We start from the raw sequence: 15670 nt of genomic DNA on the forward strand, positions 1-15670 counted from the left end.
GCGACGGCCGCGGCTCACGATGCGGCTTCGTGAACCGCGGTCGGGCGCGTGGATGCGCCCGACGTTGCCCGATCGTGCGCGATGTCGCGTTTCAGCGCGTCAACGTCACGAACAGATAGCCGACGTACCCGGCCCCATTCGCGAGCAACGCCCAGATCGCGAGCCCGTGCGCGCGGGCATTGACGCGCAGCCAGGCCGCCGCCGCGAGCGTGATGATCACGCCGGTCAGCACTTCGGGGCGCGGCTCCCACGGCGTCAGCATGATGCCGATCGCCGGCAGCAGCGTGCCCTGGAACACCATCGCGCCGGTGATGTTGCCGAACGCGAGCGTGTCTTTCTTGCGGCGGATCCACAGCACGCTGTTGACCTTCTCGGGCAACTCGGTGGCGATCGGCACGATGATCAGCGACAGCAGCAGCGCGGAGATGCCGAGCAGCTGCGACACGCCCTCGACGCCATGAATGAAGCCCTTCGCACCGCCGACGAGCAGCGCGACGCCGATCGCGAGCTGCAGCGCGATGGTCGCGAGGTTGGTGGGCAGCCCGATGCGCGACAGGAACATCGCGTGCGGCGCTTCGGTGCCGTGCCCGGCATCGACGAGCTGCGTCGACGCGCGGAACGTCATCACGACATACAGCACGTAGATGCCGACCAGCATCGCGGCGAGCAGCGCGCGGACGCCCCACACGTGATGCGGGACGAACATCGCGACGGTGGCGAGCGCGAACGCGGCGATGAAGTAGTTCAGGTCGCGCACGAAGCCGGTGCGCTCGGGCTTGATCGTGCCGGTCAGGCCGCGCGAGCGGATCACGGCGATCGTCATCAGGAAGGTCGTCAGCGTCGCGAGCATCAGCGGCGCGCCGAGAATCGCGCCAACGCCGATTTCCTCGTTCACGGCCGCATTCGACGTGCCGCCCGCGAGCGCGAGCAGCGGCACCATCGTTTCGGGCAGCGCGGTGCCGACGGCCGCGAACAGCGAACCGGTGACGCCTTCGGAAATCTTCAGCCGTTCACCGAGATGTTCGAGCGCATTCGTGAAGAACTCGGCGGCGACCAGGATGACGATCAGCATGAACGCCAGTTCGACGAGCATCAACGTCATGCGGCACCTCCGCAGGCAGGCATGCAGGCGGTCATGGAACGGATGAAACGCGAAGGACAGGCAACGAGGAACATGGGGACTCCGTGGTCGGACGTGGACGAACCATGACGCATCAGCCGACGTCCGACCAGGAACGGCGCGATGCGTCGATGGTCTCGCCAGACCGATTCGGCCGAACGCGCCACGGCCGCAGGCCGAGTATGTTGACGTGTTCGCTTTCCGGGGGATGGAAAGCAGGCTACTCCCCAAAGACGAAGGGCAGTCTAGCCGAGCCGGCCGCTTTCGGCAAGCTTGTGCGGTCACACCCTTTCATTCGGAAAGGCAGGTCGAGCGACAGCGGATGCGCATGCCGTAGCGGGGAAGCAATCGGCGTACGCGGGCGTCACGCGCGTGTCACGCAGCGCGGGCCGGGAAATACAGTGCGAAGGTCGTGCGTCCGTCGCGGCTCTCAACCTCGACCTTGCCGCGGTGCAGCTCGATGATCGACTTGACGATCGCAAGCCCGAGCCCGGCGTTGCGCGCCGCGCCGTGCCGCGACGAATCGATCCGGTAGAAGCGCTCGAAGATCCGCTCCATCTGTTCGGGCGGAATCTCGACGCCCCGGTTCGTGACTTCGACGACCGCGTAGCCGGGCCGCGTCGATACGGTCAGCTCGATCGTCGAGCCGGCTTGCGCGTGTTCGAGCGCGTTCGACGCGAGATTGCTGACGGCGCGCCGGAACAGCGTCGCGTCCGCGACGACCGGCGCTTCGCCCTGCACCGCGAGGTGCACGCCGGCCTCGTCGGCCAACGCCTGGAAATACGACGCGAGCCGGCGCAGCTCGGCGCCCGCATCGAGTTCGACGGTCTTCAGGTGCTGCCGCGCATTGTCGGTGCGCGCGAGAAACAGCATGTTCTCGATCATTCGCTGCAACCGTTCGCATTCCTCGATGTTCGAATCGATCAGCGCCTCGTATTCCTCGGTGGTGCGGGCGCGCGACAGCGTGACCTGCGACGAGCTGATCACGTTCGCGAGCGGCGTGCGCATGTCGTGTGCGAGATCGGACGAGAACTGCGACAGCCGCACGAACGCGCGCTCGAGCCGGTCGAGCATCCGGTTGACCGACGTGGCGAGCTCGTGCAATTCGACCGGGCCACCGCGTGCATCGAGACGCGCATTCAGGTTGTGTGCCTCGATGCGCGAGGTCTGCCGGCCGAGGCTCTCGACCGGGCGCAGGCCGCGGGACGCGACCGCGTAGCCGAGTGCGCCGACCAGCAGCGCGCCGAGGGCGGCCGCGAGCCAGATGTCGACGCGATAGCTTTCCAGCAGCGACTGGCGATCGGCCGCCGTGCGCGCGAGCGCGACCTGGATGGCTTCGCCCGACGGCAGCGTGGCGTGCGCACGCACGCAGCGCGACGTGCCGATGCCGGGCGGAGCGCAGGTGAACGGGCTCGCCGCCACGGCCGCTGCGTCGGCCGGCTGCGGCCGAGCGATCACCGACGCGAGCGTGTTGCCGGCTTCGTCGGTGTGTTCGACGAGCGGACGGTTCGCGGCGTCATAGATGCCGAGATAGACGCCCGGATGCGACAGCAGCACTTCATGGAAGACGGCCGGATCGGCGCGCAATGCCGCCGTCGAACCGCTCGCGCGCGCAAGCTGCAGGAACTGGTTGAGCTTGCCGGCGATTTCGATATCGTCGCGCCGGGTCAGCTCGGCGGACAGCGAGCGATACAGGTACGCGCCGGTCAGCGCGAACACGAGCGCGGCGACGGCGGCGAACGCGAGCGTCAGGCGCCGGAGCAGCGAATACGGCGCGGGGCCGCCGGTCACGAGCGATCCTCGAGCACGTAGCCCATGCCGCGGATCGTGTGGATCAGCTTCTTCTCGTACGCGTTGTCGATCTTCGCGCGCAGGCGCTTGATCGCCGCATCGACGACGTTCGTGTCGCTGTCGAAATTCATGTCCCAGATCTGCGACGTGATGAAGGTGCGCGTCAGCACCTCGCCTTCGCGTTCCGCGAGCAGCTGCAGCAGCGCGAATTCCTGCGCGGTCAGGTCGATGCGGTTGTCCGCGCGCCGTACCCGGCGCTTGATCAGGTCGATCTCGAGATCGGCGACCTGCAGGAGGTCGCGTGCATTGCGCGGCGCGCGCCGCAGCAGTGAACGGATACGGGCGAGGAACTCCGCATACGCGAACGGCTTGAGCAGGTAGTCGTCGGCGCCCAGTTCGAGCCCCGTGACCTTGTCCTCGATCGCGTCGCGCGCCGTCAGCAGCAGGACCGGCGTCTGCTTCTGCGCGCGCAGCCGCCGGAGCACCTCGAAGCCGTCCAGCTCGGGCAGCATCACGTCGAGCACGACGAGATCGAAATCCTCGTGCAGCGCGAGGAACAGCCCGTCCTTGCCGTTCTCGGCCACGTCGACCGTATAGCTCGCCTCCGCCAGCCCCTTGCGCAGGTAGGACGCCATCTTGGGTTCGTCTTCGACTATCAGTATCCGCATGGTGGAGCAGGCCGTTCGTGATTCATCCGTGATTCCAGCCGGTCAGTGTAACGCGTGAGCTTAGGGCGCCGCGCGTGCGCGAAAGATGACCGGCGGATGACGGAATTGTCATGAAGCGTGCTCGCCGTGCGATGCCCGCGTTTCATGAAAAACCGGTCATGTTTCGGCCATGTCGTCGTCACGACGGCGGCGATAAGCTGCGGTGGTCTTGTGTCCGGAGCGCGCCGTTGCGGTGGCGCTCCCGTTCATCCGGTCGTAGCCTGCCTGATTCCGCATCCATGTCGTACTGGCGCAAATTCATCCTCGTCGTGCTGCTGGCGCTGAGCCTGCCGATCCAGTCGTTCGTGACCGTGTCGATGCAGTGCGCGGGCGCTGTTGCTGCCGTGCCGCATGCGGAGCATGAAGCGAGCGCCGATCACCCGGCCGCGTCGCGTGCGATGCCGAGCGCGCAGGGTGGCGAGCATGCGCATGAAGGCCACGCACGGCATGCATCGTCGTGTTCGTCGTGCGGAGCCTGCTGCTTCGGCACCGGCATCGCCGATCCTCCCGCGGTGTCCGCGGCCTCGGGTATCGGTATCGCGTTCGTCGCTTTCGCGTCGTCGCCGGTCGTCGTGTCGTTCCTGACCGGCGGCATCGAGCGGCCGCCGCGCCGGCTTCCCGTCTAGTCCTTGCCTTCTTCCGCGGCCGAGCTGCCGCGATCCGCAAACCGTGCCGGCGGTCATTCGACGCCCGTCGCACGACTCACGACGAGAAACACCTATGCGATTGATCACTGCGGCGCTGCTTGGCGCGGCGGCCCTCGTGCCGTCGCTCGCGCCTGCGCAAACTCCGCGTCCCGATCCGGCCGATGCCGCCGCGCCGGTGCAGGACGTCACCGTGCCGTCCGCGTTCGACGGCTACGCGCCGTATCGGGACGATGCAGGCCCCGGCTGGAAACAACTGAACCGCGACGTGATGGAGCGGCCCGCGAAGGGGCATGCGAAGGCGGGAAGCGCGAAGCCCGGAAACACGGCGGGCGGCGCGGCCCATTCGATGCACGGAGAGGCCGCGCAATGACGAGACTTGCAATGTCACCGCGAATCGGCGCGACCGCGCTCGTGCTGGCCTTCCTCGCCGGCTGTACGACGTTCTCGAAGGACGGCGGCTTCGACGCCGTGTCGTCCGCCGCATCGGCGCGCATCGGGAAAGACGCCGTGATCGTCAGGACCGACGCCGATCGCGACGCCGTCGACGCGCGCACGAAGGAACTGCTCGCGAAACCGCTGTCGATGGACGACGCGGTGCAGCTCGCGCTGCTGAACAACCGCGGCCTGCAGGCGTCGTACGCGGCGCTCGGGCTGTCGGAGGCCGATCTCGTGCAGGCCGGCCGGCTGCCGAACCCGCGCTTCTCGTTCAGCCGCACGCGGGCCGGCGACGGCGAGCTGAGCCTCGGGCGCACGTTCTCGGCCAACGTGTTCGCGCTGCTGACGCTGCCGCTCGCGACGAACATCGAACGCCGCCGCTTCGAGCAGACCAAGCTCGAGACTGCCGATGCGATGCTGAAGGTCGCGGCCGACGCGCGCCGCGCGTATGTCGAGGCCGTCGCCGCCGAACAGGCCGCCAACTATGCGCGGCAGGTGCGCGACGCCGCGAGCGCCGCCGCCGAACTCGCGCTGCGCATGCGCCAGGCCGGCAACTTCAGCCGGCTCGACTACGCACGCGAACAGGCGTTCCATGCGGACGCGGTCGCCCAGCAGGCGAAGGCGCAGCAGCAGGCCGTGGCCGAGCGCGAGAAGCTCACGCGGGCGATGGGGCTGTGGGGCGAGCGCACGCGCTACGCGCTGCCCGAGCGTCTGCCCGACCTGCCGAAGGCGCGCCCGGACCTGCCGGATCTCGAACGCTACGCGATGAGCAACCGTCTCGACATCCAGGCCGCGAAGCTGCAGACGCAGGGCGTCGCGTCGTCGCTCGGACTCAGCAAGGCGACGCGCTTCGTCAACGCCGTCGATCTCGGCTACGTGAACAACTACGAGACCGACAAGGGGCAAGAGCACGGCTACGAGATCAGCGTCGAGATTCCGCTGTTCGACTGGGGCGGCGCGAAGGTCGCGCGGGCCGAGGCCGTCTACATGCAGTCGGCGAACCGGCTCGCGCAGACCGCGATCGACGCACGCTCGGAAGTGCGCCAATCGTACGCGGCGTACACGACGAGCTACGACGTCGCGACGCACTATCGCGACGAAGTCGTGCCGCTGCGCAAGACGATCTCGGACGAATTGCTGCTGCGCTACAACGGGATGCTCGCGAGCGTGTTCGAGCTGCTCACCGATGCGCGCGAACAGGTCGGCGCGGTCAACGGCTACATCGATGCGCTGAAGGACTACTGGCTCGCCGAAACCGATCTGCAGTTGGCCGTTGGCGGCCGGCTGCCTTCGCAGTCGACCTCGCAGCCGACTTCGCAGCCGGCATCGCAGTCGACCTCGCAGCCACCCTCGCAGCCACCCTCGCAGCCACCCTCGCAGCCACCCTCGCAGCCCACGCCGCGCGCATCCACGCCCGCCGCCTCAACGCCCGACGCTGCACCGCAGCCGGCTTCCTCTCCCGTGGCGCAACCGGCGCCCGCAACGCATCCGGAAGGTCATTGACATGGTGTCACGTCGACAATTTCTCAGCGGCTCGGGCGCCGCGCTGCTCGGTGCGGCGATGGTCAGCAAGGCCGGCGCCGCGTCGCTGCCCGAAGCGCCCACGATGGCGAAGGCCGGCACGCAGCCGCCGCTCGTGCCGCCCAACGGCCGTCCGTACACGCCCGTCGCGACGCTGAACGGCTGGACGCTGCCGTGGCGGATGAAGAACGGCTGGAAGGAATTCCACCTGACGGCCGAGCCGGTCGTGCGCGAGATGGCGCCCGGGATGAACGCGAACCTGTGGGGCTACAACGGCCAGTCGCCGGGCCCGACGATCGAGGCCGTCGAGGGCGACAAGGTCCGCATCTTCGTGACGAACCGCCTGCCCGAGCACACGACGATCCACTGGCACGGGCTGCGGCTGCCCAACGGGATGGACGGCGTCGGCGGCCTCACGCAGCCGCATATCCCGCCGGGCAAGACCTTCGTCTACGAGTTCCAGCTGGAGGCGCACGGCACGTTCATGTATCACCCGCACGCCGACGAGATGGTGCAGATGGCGATGGGGATGATGGGCATGTTCATCGTGCACCCGAAGGATCGCGCGACGATGCCGGTCGATCGCGACTTCGTGTTCCTGCTCGCCGCGTACGACATCGACCCGGGCAGCTACACGCCGCGCGTGAACGAGATGACGGACTTCAACATGTGGACGTTCAATTCGCGTGTGTTCCCGGGCATCGACCCGCTGCCGGTGCGGGCGGGCGACCGCGTGCGGATTCGTTTCGGAAACCTGACGATGACGAACCATCCGATCCATCTGCACGGCTACAGCTTCGAGGTCGCCGGCACGGACGGCGGCTGGATTCCGCCGGCGGCGCGCTGGCCGGAGGTGACGGCCGACGTCGCGGTCGGCCAGATGCGCGCGATCGAGTTCACCGCCGATCGCCCCGGCGACTGGGCGTTCCATTGCCACAAGTCGCATCACACGATGAATGCGATGGGCCACCAGGTGCCGAACTTGATCGGCGTGCCGCAGAAGGATCTCGCGCAGCGCATCGGCAAGCTCGTGCCCGACTACATGGCGATGGGCAGCACTGGCGGCGCGATGGGCGGCATGGAGATGCCGCTGCCCGACAACACGCTGCCGATGATGACGGGCACCGGCCCGTTCGGGCCGCTGGAGATGGGCGGCATGTTCACGGTGCTGAAGGTCCGGCAGGGGCTCGGCCGCAACGACTATCGCGATCCGGGCTGGTTCCGGCAACCGAAGGGCACGGTCGCCTACGAATACACCGGCGAATTGCCGGACGGCTGAGCGGCGGCCAACAGTGGCAAGCGGTGGCCGCGCGGTGCGGCCGCCGGTTTCATTTCACTCACTCTGGATGGAGCAGGCAATGATGAAGAAAGGACTGGTTTCGATTGCAACGGGTTGCATGCTGGTGTTTTCCACGGCGTCGTACGCGGCCGGCGACATGGCCGGCATGGACATGGGCGGCAACGCGAAGCAGGGCGCCGACGCGACGCGCAAGATGTCGCATGGCGAGATCCGCAAGGTCGACACGGCCGCGGGCAAGCTGACGATCAAGCATGGCCCGCTCGAGAACCTCGGGATGGACGCGATGACGATGGTGTTCAAGGTCAAGGACCCGGCGATGCTCACGCAGGTCAAGGCCGGCGACAAGATCGACTTCGTCGCCGAGGACGTGGACGGCGCGTTGACCGTCGTCGAATTGCGCAAGCCGTGATGCCGGGGCCGAACATGCACACGAAGATCACGATGCTTACGCGGTTCGTCCGCGGCGTCCGCTTCGTCGCGGCCGGCGCGCTGATCGCCGCCGCGCCGGTTGCGGCCTGGGCGCACGGCAAGCTGGAGAGCGCGACGCCCGCGACCGGCAGCACGGTCGACACCGCGCCCGATACGTTGCGGCTCGCGTTCAACGAAGACCTCGAGCCCACCTTCAGTTCGGTGAAGGTGTCGGACGCGAACGGCAAGCCCGTCGCGCACGACAGCGCGAAGGTCGATCCGGCGACGCCGCGCGTGATGACCGTCGCGATGCCGAAGCTCGCGCCGGGTGCGTACACGGTGCAATGGGTGGCGATGACGGCCGACGCGCATCGCACCAAAGGCACCTACACGTTCAAGGTGAAAGGGTGAACGAAGGCTTCGTCGGCATGCTGCGGCTGGTGGCCGTGGCGATCCAGAACGCCGGCTTTGCCGTCGTCGTCGGCACGCTGCTCGGCAGCCGCTGGCTCGCGCGGGGCGCGTCGGCGTGGCAGCACGGCATCGCGCGGCGGCTCCTCGCGACGCTGCGTGGTGCGTCCGTCGTGTCGCTGCTGGCGAGCATCACGGCGTTCTGGGCGCACTGCGCGTTGATGAGCGAAGTGCCGCTGCTCGAAGCGGCGCCGGCCGTGCGCGCAATGCTCGCCGGCACGGGGTTCGGTCATGCGTGGCTGGCCGGCGCCGTGTTCATGCTGGGGGTCGTGATCCTGTCGTTCGTGCGTCGCGTGACCGATACGCGCTTTCCGTTCGCGATCTGGGCCGCGCTCGCATGCGTCGCGCTGGCGCGCAGCAACGGCGGCCATCCGGTCGACGCGGGGCTGTTCAGCGTGCCGGTGTGGGTCGACTGGCTGCATCTGCTGGCGATCAGCGCGTGGGTCGGGCTCGTGCTCGTGACGGCGTTCGGCGTGATGCCGCGCTTCACCGGAATGCCCGCGAGCGAGCGCACGACCGGCGCGTCGTTCGTGCAGTCGCTTTCCGATGCGTCGACGCTTGCCCTGGCCGTGCTGTTCGCGACCGGTGCCTACAACGGCTGGCGCGGCGTCGATACGCCGGACAACCTGCTCGCATCGACGTACGGGCAGATCCTGCTGCTCAAGCTCGCGCTCGTGCTGATCGCGGCGGCGCTCGGCGGGCACAACCGGTTCTTCGGGATGCCGAAGCTGCTGGCCGCGCTGAAGGATCCGGCGGCCGCGATGCCGGTCGTCGCGTTGCGCGGGTTCGGCGCGGTGCTGCGGATCGAGGCGGTCGTGCTCGCCGGCGTGCTGATGGTGGCGGCCGTGCTCGTGTCGAGCGCGTTGCCGGGGACGGTCTAGCGTCGCGGCGGGGTGGGTGGTGACGCCGGCAGCGGGAAATCGTCGGAACGGGGCCGGCCTTCGTCGGACGATTTCCCGCTTGCCGAGCGCAATCGCGCAGTGATACAGGGGATTACGTAAGCCTATCTTCTGGTTACTAAAAACTGTCACCGAGCGCCGCTAAGCTTTCGCCACCCTCACAACCGGGATTCCCCGTCATGCGCTCGACAATCCGCCTGTTTGCCCCGCTATTGCTGCTGCCCACGCTTGCCGCGCCGGTTCTCGCGGCGACCGCCGCCCCCGTCAGCCCGAACTGCGGCGGTAGCACGACGCCGATCGCCGACATCCAGGGGCCGGGCGCGCCGTCGCCGCTCGCCGGCCAGAACGCGTCGATCGAAGCGGTCGTCACGGCCGATTTCGGCGGCACGTACGGCTTCGGCGGCTTCTTCGTCCAGCAGGCCGACCCGCAGCGCCGCAACCAGCCGGGCGTGTCCGAAGGTCTGTTCGTCTATGCGCCGAAAGTGCGCGCGAAGGCCGGAGATCTCGTGCACGTGACGGGCAAGGTCGAGGAGAAATACGGGCAGACGCAGCTCACGCTGTCGGGCGCGATCGCGGTGTGCGCGAACGGCCAGACGGTCACGCCGGCGACGCTCACGCTGCCGGTCGACAGCCCGAACGCGTTCGCCGCGTATGAAGGGATGCTGGTGCGCCTGCCGCAGACGCTCACCGTCACCGACAACTACGAGCTCGGCCGTTACGGCAGCACGATGCTGAGCAACGGCCGGCTGCGCACGCCGACGAGCGTGGTGTCGCCGTCGCAGGCGCAGACGCAGATCGATGCGAACGCACGCAATCGGTTGATTCTCGATGACGGCTCGAACAAGCAGAACCCGGCGAGCGTGCCGTATCCGGCGCCGGCACTGTCGGCCGCGAACACGCTGCGCTCGGGCTACACGGTGCGCAACGTCGAAGGCGTGCTCGAGGTGCGCTACGGCGCCTGGCGCGTGCAGGCGCTGCCGGGCGCGGCCGCGCCGACGTTCGACACGCGCGCGAACCCGCGCACCAACGCACCGGCACGCGATCCGAAATCGAACCTGCGCGTCGCGTCGTTCAACGTCCTCAACTACTTCAACGGCAACGGCATGGGCGGCGGCTTCGACGATCCGAACAACCGCGGCGCGAAGAACTATCAGGAATTCCAGCGTCAGGAAGCGAAGATCGTCAGCGCGCTGAAGGCGCTCGATGCCGACGTGATCGGCCTGATGGAAATCCAGAACAACGGCTACGGCGAACTGAGCGCGGTGCGGCAGCTCGCGGCGAAGCTCGGCAGCAACTGGCGCGTGGTCGATCCGGGCACGTCGCGCCTCGGCGGCGACGCGATCACGGTCGCGATGATCTACGACAGCCGCACGGTCGAACCGGTCGGCCGCGCGTCGACGCTCGCGATCGACGACAAGAACCGCCAGCCGCTCGCACAGTCGTTCCGCCGCGTCGGCGGCAACAAGCAGGCGCTGACGATCGCGGTCAACCACCTGAAGTCGAAGAACTGCCCGGACGCGGCGAACGACGACCTCGACCAGGGCGACGGTCAGGGCTGCTGGAACCCGACGCGCACGCGCGCGGCGGCGAAGCTGGCGGACTGGCTCGCCGGCACGCCGACGGGCGTCGCGGGGCAGGGCACGCTGCTGATCGGCGACTTCAACAGCTACACGTATGAAGACCCGATCCGCCTGCTCGAAGCGCGCGGCTACCGCAACCTCGTGTCGCGCTGGATCGGCGCGAACGCGTACAGCTACGTGTACAACGGCGAAGCCGGCTACCTCGATCACGCGCTCGCATCGCTGCCGCTCGCGTCGCACGTGAAGGCCGTGCACGAATGGCACATCAACGCAGATGAGCCGCTCGCGCTGCAGTACACGCTCGCGTACAAGTCGACCGAGCAGCAGAAGACGTACTACGCGCCGGATGCGTATCGCTCGTCGGATCACGATCCGGTGCTGATCGATATCGCGCTGCCGGGCGGCGGGCGCTGATCGGCGCTCGAACGTTCGAGCGTTCGAACGATGGCGTGCGGCGCGGCCGCACGTCGTCGCGTGAGCGGGGGCGTCGCCGCTCGCTCGCGCGGCCTCTCCATTCTCCACGCATCACGTGCCCGATGCGCGATTGCCGCAATGCAATTCGCAATCCGCAATGCGCGGCGCGAATGATTTCTTCTTCCTTGTGAATAACCCGCGTCTTACGCATCCGTGCGACGTTATTCCGATATCGGGTAAATAATTCCGCTGCATATCCTGAAAATCGGTATTTCGTGGATAGAGGCGGCTGTTATTCAGCAATTCAAGTCAATCGGCTTCGGGTAATTAAAATGAAAGAATAACCCTGTCGATTTGAAGGAATCCCACGCACGTGGCTAATGCCCGAAAAGGGTTATGCAACGTGCAACAAAGCCGCGGCATTCCGGGGAATACCACTCGCAGGGCGTGTCGGAGGCGAACAATCGCATTTTCTTTCAAAATCCAGACACTGATCTCCGTTCGCATCAACGGAGATTTTTTAATATCCGAATGATCTTTGACAACGCGGCGCAACACCGCCTATTTTTGTGGTGTCGTAAATTTCGGTAATAAAAAAGTCGTCAAAACTGCAAGGGGGCGGCGTTTCCGCATCATTCTCCGCCAGCAGTTTGCTGTGTCTGTATCAAGTTCAGTCTCTCGAAGAAGTCCAATCCCCAACCGCCGTCTGCCGATCGTGCAACGCGAGTGGCGGGTATGCCTGCGCGTTTTTCGCCGGCGATGGCGGCCTGTGTGTGAAGCGATATTCGACCCACAAGGACAGAGGCATGCAACCAGACAGGAGCAGTACCGGCAGCCGCCGCGAACGCCGCGGCCGGCTGGCCGGGCTAGGCGCATTGACCGTCTTGACCATGGTGCTCGCGGGCTGCGGCGGCGACGATTCGTCGTCGGTCGGCGCGTCGAGCCTCGCGCAGGCCACCGCCAGCCAGCAGGCCGGCGCGCAGCAGGCGGCCGGCAATCAGACGCCCGCGGCGAACCAGCCTTACGTCGACCCCGTCGCCTATTCGATGAACGCCACCGACGGCCTCGCGCCCGGGCAGGTGTCGGAGAAGGCCGCGGTGATGCATTACCAGTGGAAATCCGGCGGCACGACGGTCAACTACACGACGACCACCGGCCACCTGACCGCGCAGGACGCGAACGGCAATGCTGAGGCGTCGATGTCGTATGTCGCGTACACCGCGCCGAGCACGAACGGCAAGCCGCGTCCCGTCACGTTCGTCTATAACGGCGGCCCCGGCTCGTCGTCGATCTGGCTGCGACTCGGCTCGTTCGCGCCGACGCGCGTCGCGACACCCGATCCGCTGTTCGGCAACAACTGGCCGAACTATCCGCTCGTCGACAACGCGGAAAGCCTGATCGACACCACCGACCTCGTGTTCATCGACCCGCCCGGAACCGGGCTGTCGGAAGCCGTGTTGCCGAACACCAACCAGAAGTACTGGGGTTCCGACGCGGACGTCAACGTCATGCGCGACTTCATCCAGCGCTACCTGAACGTGAACGGCCGCGGCACGTCGCCGATCTACCTGTACGGCGAATCGTACGGCACGCCTCGCACCGACATGCTCGCGCTGGCGCTCGAATCGGCCGGCGTGCACCTCACAGGTATCGTGCTGCAGTCGGCGATCCTGAACTACTTCGCGGATGCGGTGGAGGCGGTGGCGATCACGCAGTCGACGGAAGGGCTGCTGCTCGACACCGATACCGTGGCCGGCTATCTGCCAGGCTATGCGGCGGTCGCGGCGTACTTCAACCAGGTGTCGCCGGCGCCGGTCAACCCGTTTTTGTATGCAGTGCAGACCGAACTGTTCACGACGCTGATCTACAACCAGCTGCAGAAGTATTCGCAGTCGTGGGTACTCAGCCAGCTCGGCATTCCGGATGCGCTCGGCACGCCGGTGTTCCCGAGCGATGCGACGCTGAAGCTGTGGTCGATCCCGTCGAGCCTCACGCAACAGGCGCTGCGCGACTACTTCAACGCGAACCCGTTCGGCACGAACCTGGTGCCCGGCACGACGATCGGCCGCTACGACGGACGCGTGTCGTTGCCGAACAGCGATCCGCGGCTGCAGGCGGACGGCGACCCGTCGGACATCCTGATCTCGCAGCCGTTCACGAACGCGCTCGCGACGCAGATGCCCGACTACCTCGGCTACACCGCGCCGAACGCGACCTACCTGCCGTTGAACGACAACATCATCCAGGTGTGGGACTTCTCGCATGACGGCCAGCCGATGCCCGACACGATCCCCGATCTGCTCGGCGCGCTGCAGCTCAATCCGAAGCTCCACGTGCTCGCGGAGAACGGCCTCCACGATCTGGCCACGCCGTTCTTCAACACGGAGAAGCAGCTCGCTCGTCTGCAGACGGTGAAAGGCCTGAATCCGAAGCTGCAGGTGAACTTCTTCCAGGGCGGGCACATGACGTATCTGGATGACGTCGCACGTCCGCAGATGAAGCGCGACCTGGCGACCTTCTACAAGGGCGCGCGGATTCCGACGGCGCTGACGCTGAAGACCCTGCCGCCGCCGTGGCCGGACGAGAATCCGGCCGGCACGCCGACCGGCAGCACGCCGGGCGCGACGGCCTCGACTTCGCTGGCAGCGGCACCGTAAACGACGGACTCCTTGCGAAAAGGAACCCTCTATTCATCCATTGAATGCGAGTGATCATGTCTCCAATCAACTTGATGCGACGTATGTGTTCGTTGATCGTCCTCGGTGCGGTGATGAGCGCCGCATATGCGCTGCCGCCGCAGGCGGTGGCGCCGGTGAAGCTGCCGCACGGCGGCCATGGTGTCGACGGTCCGTTCTTTCCGTCGACCCGCGTGGCGCCGGTATTGCCGTCGACCGGCGCGACGCTGCAGCAGCAGGCGCAGAAGCGCGTCGATGCCCGGCTCGGCGGCAACACGGTGCTGGGCAACGGCGCGGCGGTGACGAAAGCGCAGGCGCAGAGCAGCGGGCTCGGGTTCGTCGCGAAGCACTTCGACGAGATCGATGCGAAACACACCGGTCGCGTGACGATGAGCGATGTGCGGCAGTTCATCCAGCAGCGGCAGGTGCAGGCGCAGCAGGAACAGCAGGAGTGACGGTGTAGCGAGTTCGTGCGCGGGAGGGCGGCCGGTGCCGGTTGCTCTACCGCGGCGGCGGCCTGCGTTCAACCTGCCGCGGCGCACGTTCTGCCGCGGCCTTCTTCGTGGAAAGTTCGGCGCGCACGTGCGAAGCCGCGTCACGCCTCGCACGATCGACGCTCACGCTTCCCGCTGCGCATAGCGTCTCGCCGTCGCTGACGGCAACTCGCCGAACATCGCGCGATAGTCCTGCGCGAAACTGCTCAGGTGCCAGAAGCCCCACTTCGTCGCGGCCGACGTCACGGGGCCGCCGAGCCGCAGCTCGCGGCGAACGTGATTGAGCCGGACGGCGCGCAGGTAGGCGATCGGGTTCAGATTGAGCGTGTCGTTGAACGCGTATTGCACGGTACGCCGGCTGATGCCGAGCTGCACGCACAGTTCGGCGATCGACAGCGGGCACGTCGACGCATCCTGCAGCCGCGCCTGCGCCGCGTTGACGAGCGACCAGTACTTCGTCGAACGCGTCGCGAGCGCGTCCGGCGCGGGCACCGTCATCGCTTCGGAAATCGCATACAGCACGGTCCGCTCGAGCAGCTCGATGCGGTCCCGCGTCGTCACGTCGTCGGCCGGCGTGCTCTTCGCGGCCGCGGCCATCGCATGGCGCAGCAGGTGGCGCAGGCGATCGGCGACCTGGGCCGTCATTGGGATCAGCGGTGCGAAGGTGCGGGCCCGCAGCGACGCTGCGAACGTGCGCAGCGCCGGCGTCGACAGCTTGTCGGGCGCGATCTCGACGTTCACGAGCACGTGCCGGTCGGGAGAATAGAACTCGAACACGGGTTGGCTCGAGAACACGTGCAGGCTGTCGCGCCCGCTCTTTTCGCCGCACATGCGCGCATGGCCTTCGAGCTCCAGCGGCACGGCCACCGCGACGCGATCCGACGGCACCGCGCCCTGTTGCAGGATCACCTTGTCGAGGTCTTCGACCAGCAGCCGGATGCCGCCGAGCGACACGATGGACGACGAGCCATGAAACCGGCCGCCCGAGATCTGCGTGTAGTTCAGGTGCCAGCCGTCGAATATCCGCGCCTGCTCCTCCACGTCGGTGAACGCGCAGAACGTCACCCTCCGCGCGAGCGGCGGCGCGCCGGAGAAATCGCTCGGATCGGCAGACGGCGTCATCGGAGTCGGGAGGGGAGCGGGCGGATCGATTCATTGTAGTCGCTGCACGCGCGGATCAAAAAACCCCGGAGAAAACCCTCGTTTGCCGA

14 protein-coding genes and 1 riboswitch are annotated in these 15670 nt (G+C 67.1%); of the genes, 10 read left to right on the forward strand and 4 right to left on the reverse strand.

The window, feature by feature from the left end:
* Positions 1 to 91: 91 nt before the first annotated feature.
* The 3 genes from BAMB_RS25915 to BAMB_RS25925 form a co-directional block, all read right to left on the reverse strand.
* Entirely contained in the window at positions 92 to 1102 is a 1011-nt protein-coding gene (locus tag BAMB_RS25915) for a sodium:calcium antiporter (protein WP_011660113.1), read from the reverse strand.
* 114 nt (positions 1103 to 1216) lie between these two features.
* Positions 1217 to 1361: riboswitch (yybP-ykoY riboswitch) on the reverse strand.
* 134 nt (positions 1362 to 1495) lie between these two features.
* Positions 1496 to 2911, reverse strand: coding sequence for a heavy metal sensor histidine kinase (locus tag BAMB_RS25920; RefSeq protein ID WP_011660114.1), 1416 nt, complete (start codon positions 2909 to 2911; stop codon positions 1496 to 1498).
* A complete protein-coding gene (locus BAMB_RS25925) occupies positions 2908 to 3579 on the reverse strand; it encodes a heavy metal response regulator transcription factor (RefSeq protein ID WP_011660115.1) in 672 nt (223 codons plus the stop codon). Before BAMB_RS25925 ends, BAMB_RS25920 begins: the two co-directional genes overlap by 4 nt.
* Positions 3580 to 3857: 278 nt before the next feature.
* Between BAMB_RS25925 and BAMB_RS25930 the strand changes: the two genes are divergently transcribed.
* From BAMB_RS25930 to BAMB_RS25975, 10 genes are all read left to right on the forward strand, one after another.
* Positions 3858 to 4244 carry a hypothetical protein gene (locus BAMB_RS25930; protein WP_041491579.1) on the forward strand — a complete coding sequence of 129 codons (387 nt, stop codon included), beginning with the start codon at positions 3858 to 3860 and terminating at the stop codon, positions 4242 to 4244.
* 94 nt (positions 4245 to 4338) lie between these two features.
* The gene (locus BAMB_RS25935) at positions 4339 to 4635 is read left to right on the forward strand and encodes a hypothetical protein (protein ID WP_011660117.1); all 297 of its coding nucleotides are present in this window, start codon (positions 4339 to 4341) and stop codon (positions 4633 to 4635) included.
* Positions 4632 to 6203: a TolC family protein gene (locus tag BAMB_RS25940; protein WP_011660118.1), complete on the forward strand. Its 1572-nt coding sequence runs from the start codon at positions 4632 to 4634 to the stop codon at positions 6201 to 6203. Before BAMB_RS25935 ends, BAMB_RS25940 begins: the two co-directional genes overlap by 4 nt.
* Before the next feature lies 1 nt (position 6204).
* On the forward strand, positions 6205 to 7500 hold the full coding sequence (locus BAMB_RS25945; protein WP_011660119.1) for a multicopper oxidase family protein: 1296 nt from the start codon (positions 6205 to 6207) through the stop codon (positions 7498 to 7500).
* Positions 7501 to 7582: 82 nt separating this feature from the next.
* Positions 7583 to 7930, forward strand: a complete 348-nt coding sequence (locus BAMB_RS25950; RefSeq protein WP_041491717.1) for a copper-binding protein — start codon at positions 7583 to 7585, stop codon at positions 7928 to 7930.
* 14 nt (positions 7931 to 7944) lie between these two features.
* Positions 7945 to 8340, forward strand: coding sequence for a copper homeostasis periplasmic binding protein CopC (copC, locus tag BAMB_RS25955; RefSeq protein ID WP_011660121.1), 396 nt, complete (start codon positions 7945 to 7947; stop codon positions 8338 to 8340).
* Positions 8337 to 9278 (forward strand): CopD family protein, encoded by a 942-nt coding sequence (locus tag BAMB_RS25960; protein WP_011660122.1) that lies wholly within the window; start codon positions 8337 to 8339, stop codon positions 9276 to 9278. Before copC ends, BAMB_RS25960 begins: the two co-directional genes overlap by 4 nt.
* Positions 9279 to 9475: 197 nt before the next feature.
* Positions 9476 to 11290, forward strand: a complete 1815-nt coding sequence (locus BAMB_RS25965; RefSeq protein WP_011660123.1) for an ExeM/NucH family extracellular endonuclease — start codon at positions 9476 to 9478, stop codon at positions 11288 to 11290.
* A gap of 806 nt (positions 11291 to 12096) precedes the next feature.
* On the forward strand, positions 12097 to 13947 hold the full coding sequence (locus BAMB_RS25970) for a S10 family serine carboxypeptidase-like protein (protein ID WP_011660124.1): 1851 nt from the start codon (positions 12097 to 12099) through the stop codon (positions 13945 to 13947).
* A gap of 44 nt (positions 13948 to 13991) precedes the next feature.
* Entirely contained in the window at positions 13992 to 14420 is a 429-nt protein-coding gene (locus BAMB_RS25975; RefSeq protein ID WP_011660125.1) for a hypothetical protein, read from the forward strand.
* Positions 14421 to 14582: 162 nt separating this feature from the next.
* Here the strand turns inward: BAMB_RS25975 and BAMB_RS25980 are convergent, their stop codons facing one another.
* On the reverse strand, positions 14583 to 15581 hold the full coding sequence (locus BAMB_RS25980; protein WP_011660126.1) for a helix-turn-helix domain-containing protein: 999 nt from the start codon (positions 15579 to 15581) through the stop codon (positions 14583 to 14585).
* Positions 15582 to 15670: the final 89 nt, after the last annotated feature.

Origin of the sequence: Burkholderia ambifaria AMMD, assembly GCF_000203915.1 — a bacterium.
Taxonomy (GTDB): Bacteria; Pseudomonadota; Gammaproteobacteria; order Burkholderiales; family Burkholderiaceae; genus Burkholderia; species Burkholderia ambifaria.

Excerpts from the sequence above, each read along its gene's own strand:
- BAMB_RS25930 (WP_041491579.1), top strand. The coding sequence starts at position 3,858 with ATGTCGTACTGGCGCAAATTCATCCTCGTCGTGCTGCTGGCGCTGAGC.
- BAMB_RS25925 (WP_011660115.1), bottom strand. The coding sequence starts at position 3,579 with ATGCGGATACTGATAGTCGAAGACGAACCCAAGATGGCGTCCTACCTG.
- BAMB_RS25970 (WP_011660124.1), top strand. The coding sequence starts at position 12,097 with ATGCAACCAGACAGGAGCAGTACCGGCAGCCGCCGCGAACGCCGCGGC.
- BAMB_RS25965 (WP_011660123.1), top strand. The coding sequence starts at position 9,476 with ATGCGCTCGACAATCCGCCTGTTTGCCCCGCTATTGCTGCTGCCCACG.
- BAMB_RS25950 (WP_041491717.1), top strand. The coding sequence starts at position 7,583 with ATGAAGAAAGGACTGGTTTCGATTGCAACGGGTTGCATGCTGGTGTTT.
- BAMB_RS25915 (WP_011660113.1), bottom strand. The coding sequence starts at position 1,102 with ATGACGTTGATGCTCGTCGAACTGGCGTTCATGCTGATCGTCATCCTG.
- BAMB_RS25945 (WP_011660119.1), top strand. The coding sequence starts at position 6,205 with ATGGTGTCACGTCGACAATTTCTCAGCGGCTCGGGCGCCGCGCTGCTC.
- BAMB_RS25980 (WP_011660126.1), bottom strand. The coding sequence starts at position 15,581 with ATGACGCCGTCTGCCGATCCGAGCGATTTCTCCGGCGCGCCGCCGCTC.
- BAMB_RS25935 (WP_011660117.1), top strand. The coding sequence starts at position 4,339 with ATGCGATTGATCACTGCGGCGCTGCTTGGCGCGGCGGCCCTCGTGCCG.
- BAMB_RS25940 (WP_011660118.1), top strand. The coding sequence starts at position 4,632 with ATGACGAGACTTGCAATGTCACCGCGAATCGGCGCGACCGCGCTCGTG.
- BAMB_RS25975 (WP_011660125.1), top strand. The coding sequence starts at position 13,992 with ATGCGAGTGATCATGTCTCCAATCAACTTGATGCGACGTATGTGTTCG.
- copC (WP_011660121.1), top strand. The coding sequence starts at position 7,945 with ATGCACACGAAGATCACGATGCTTACGCGGTTCGTCCGCGGCGTCCGC.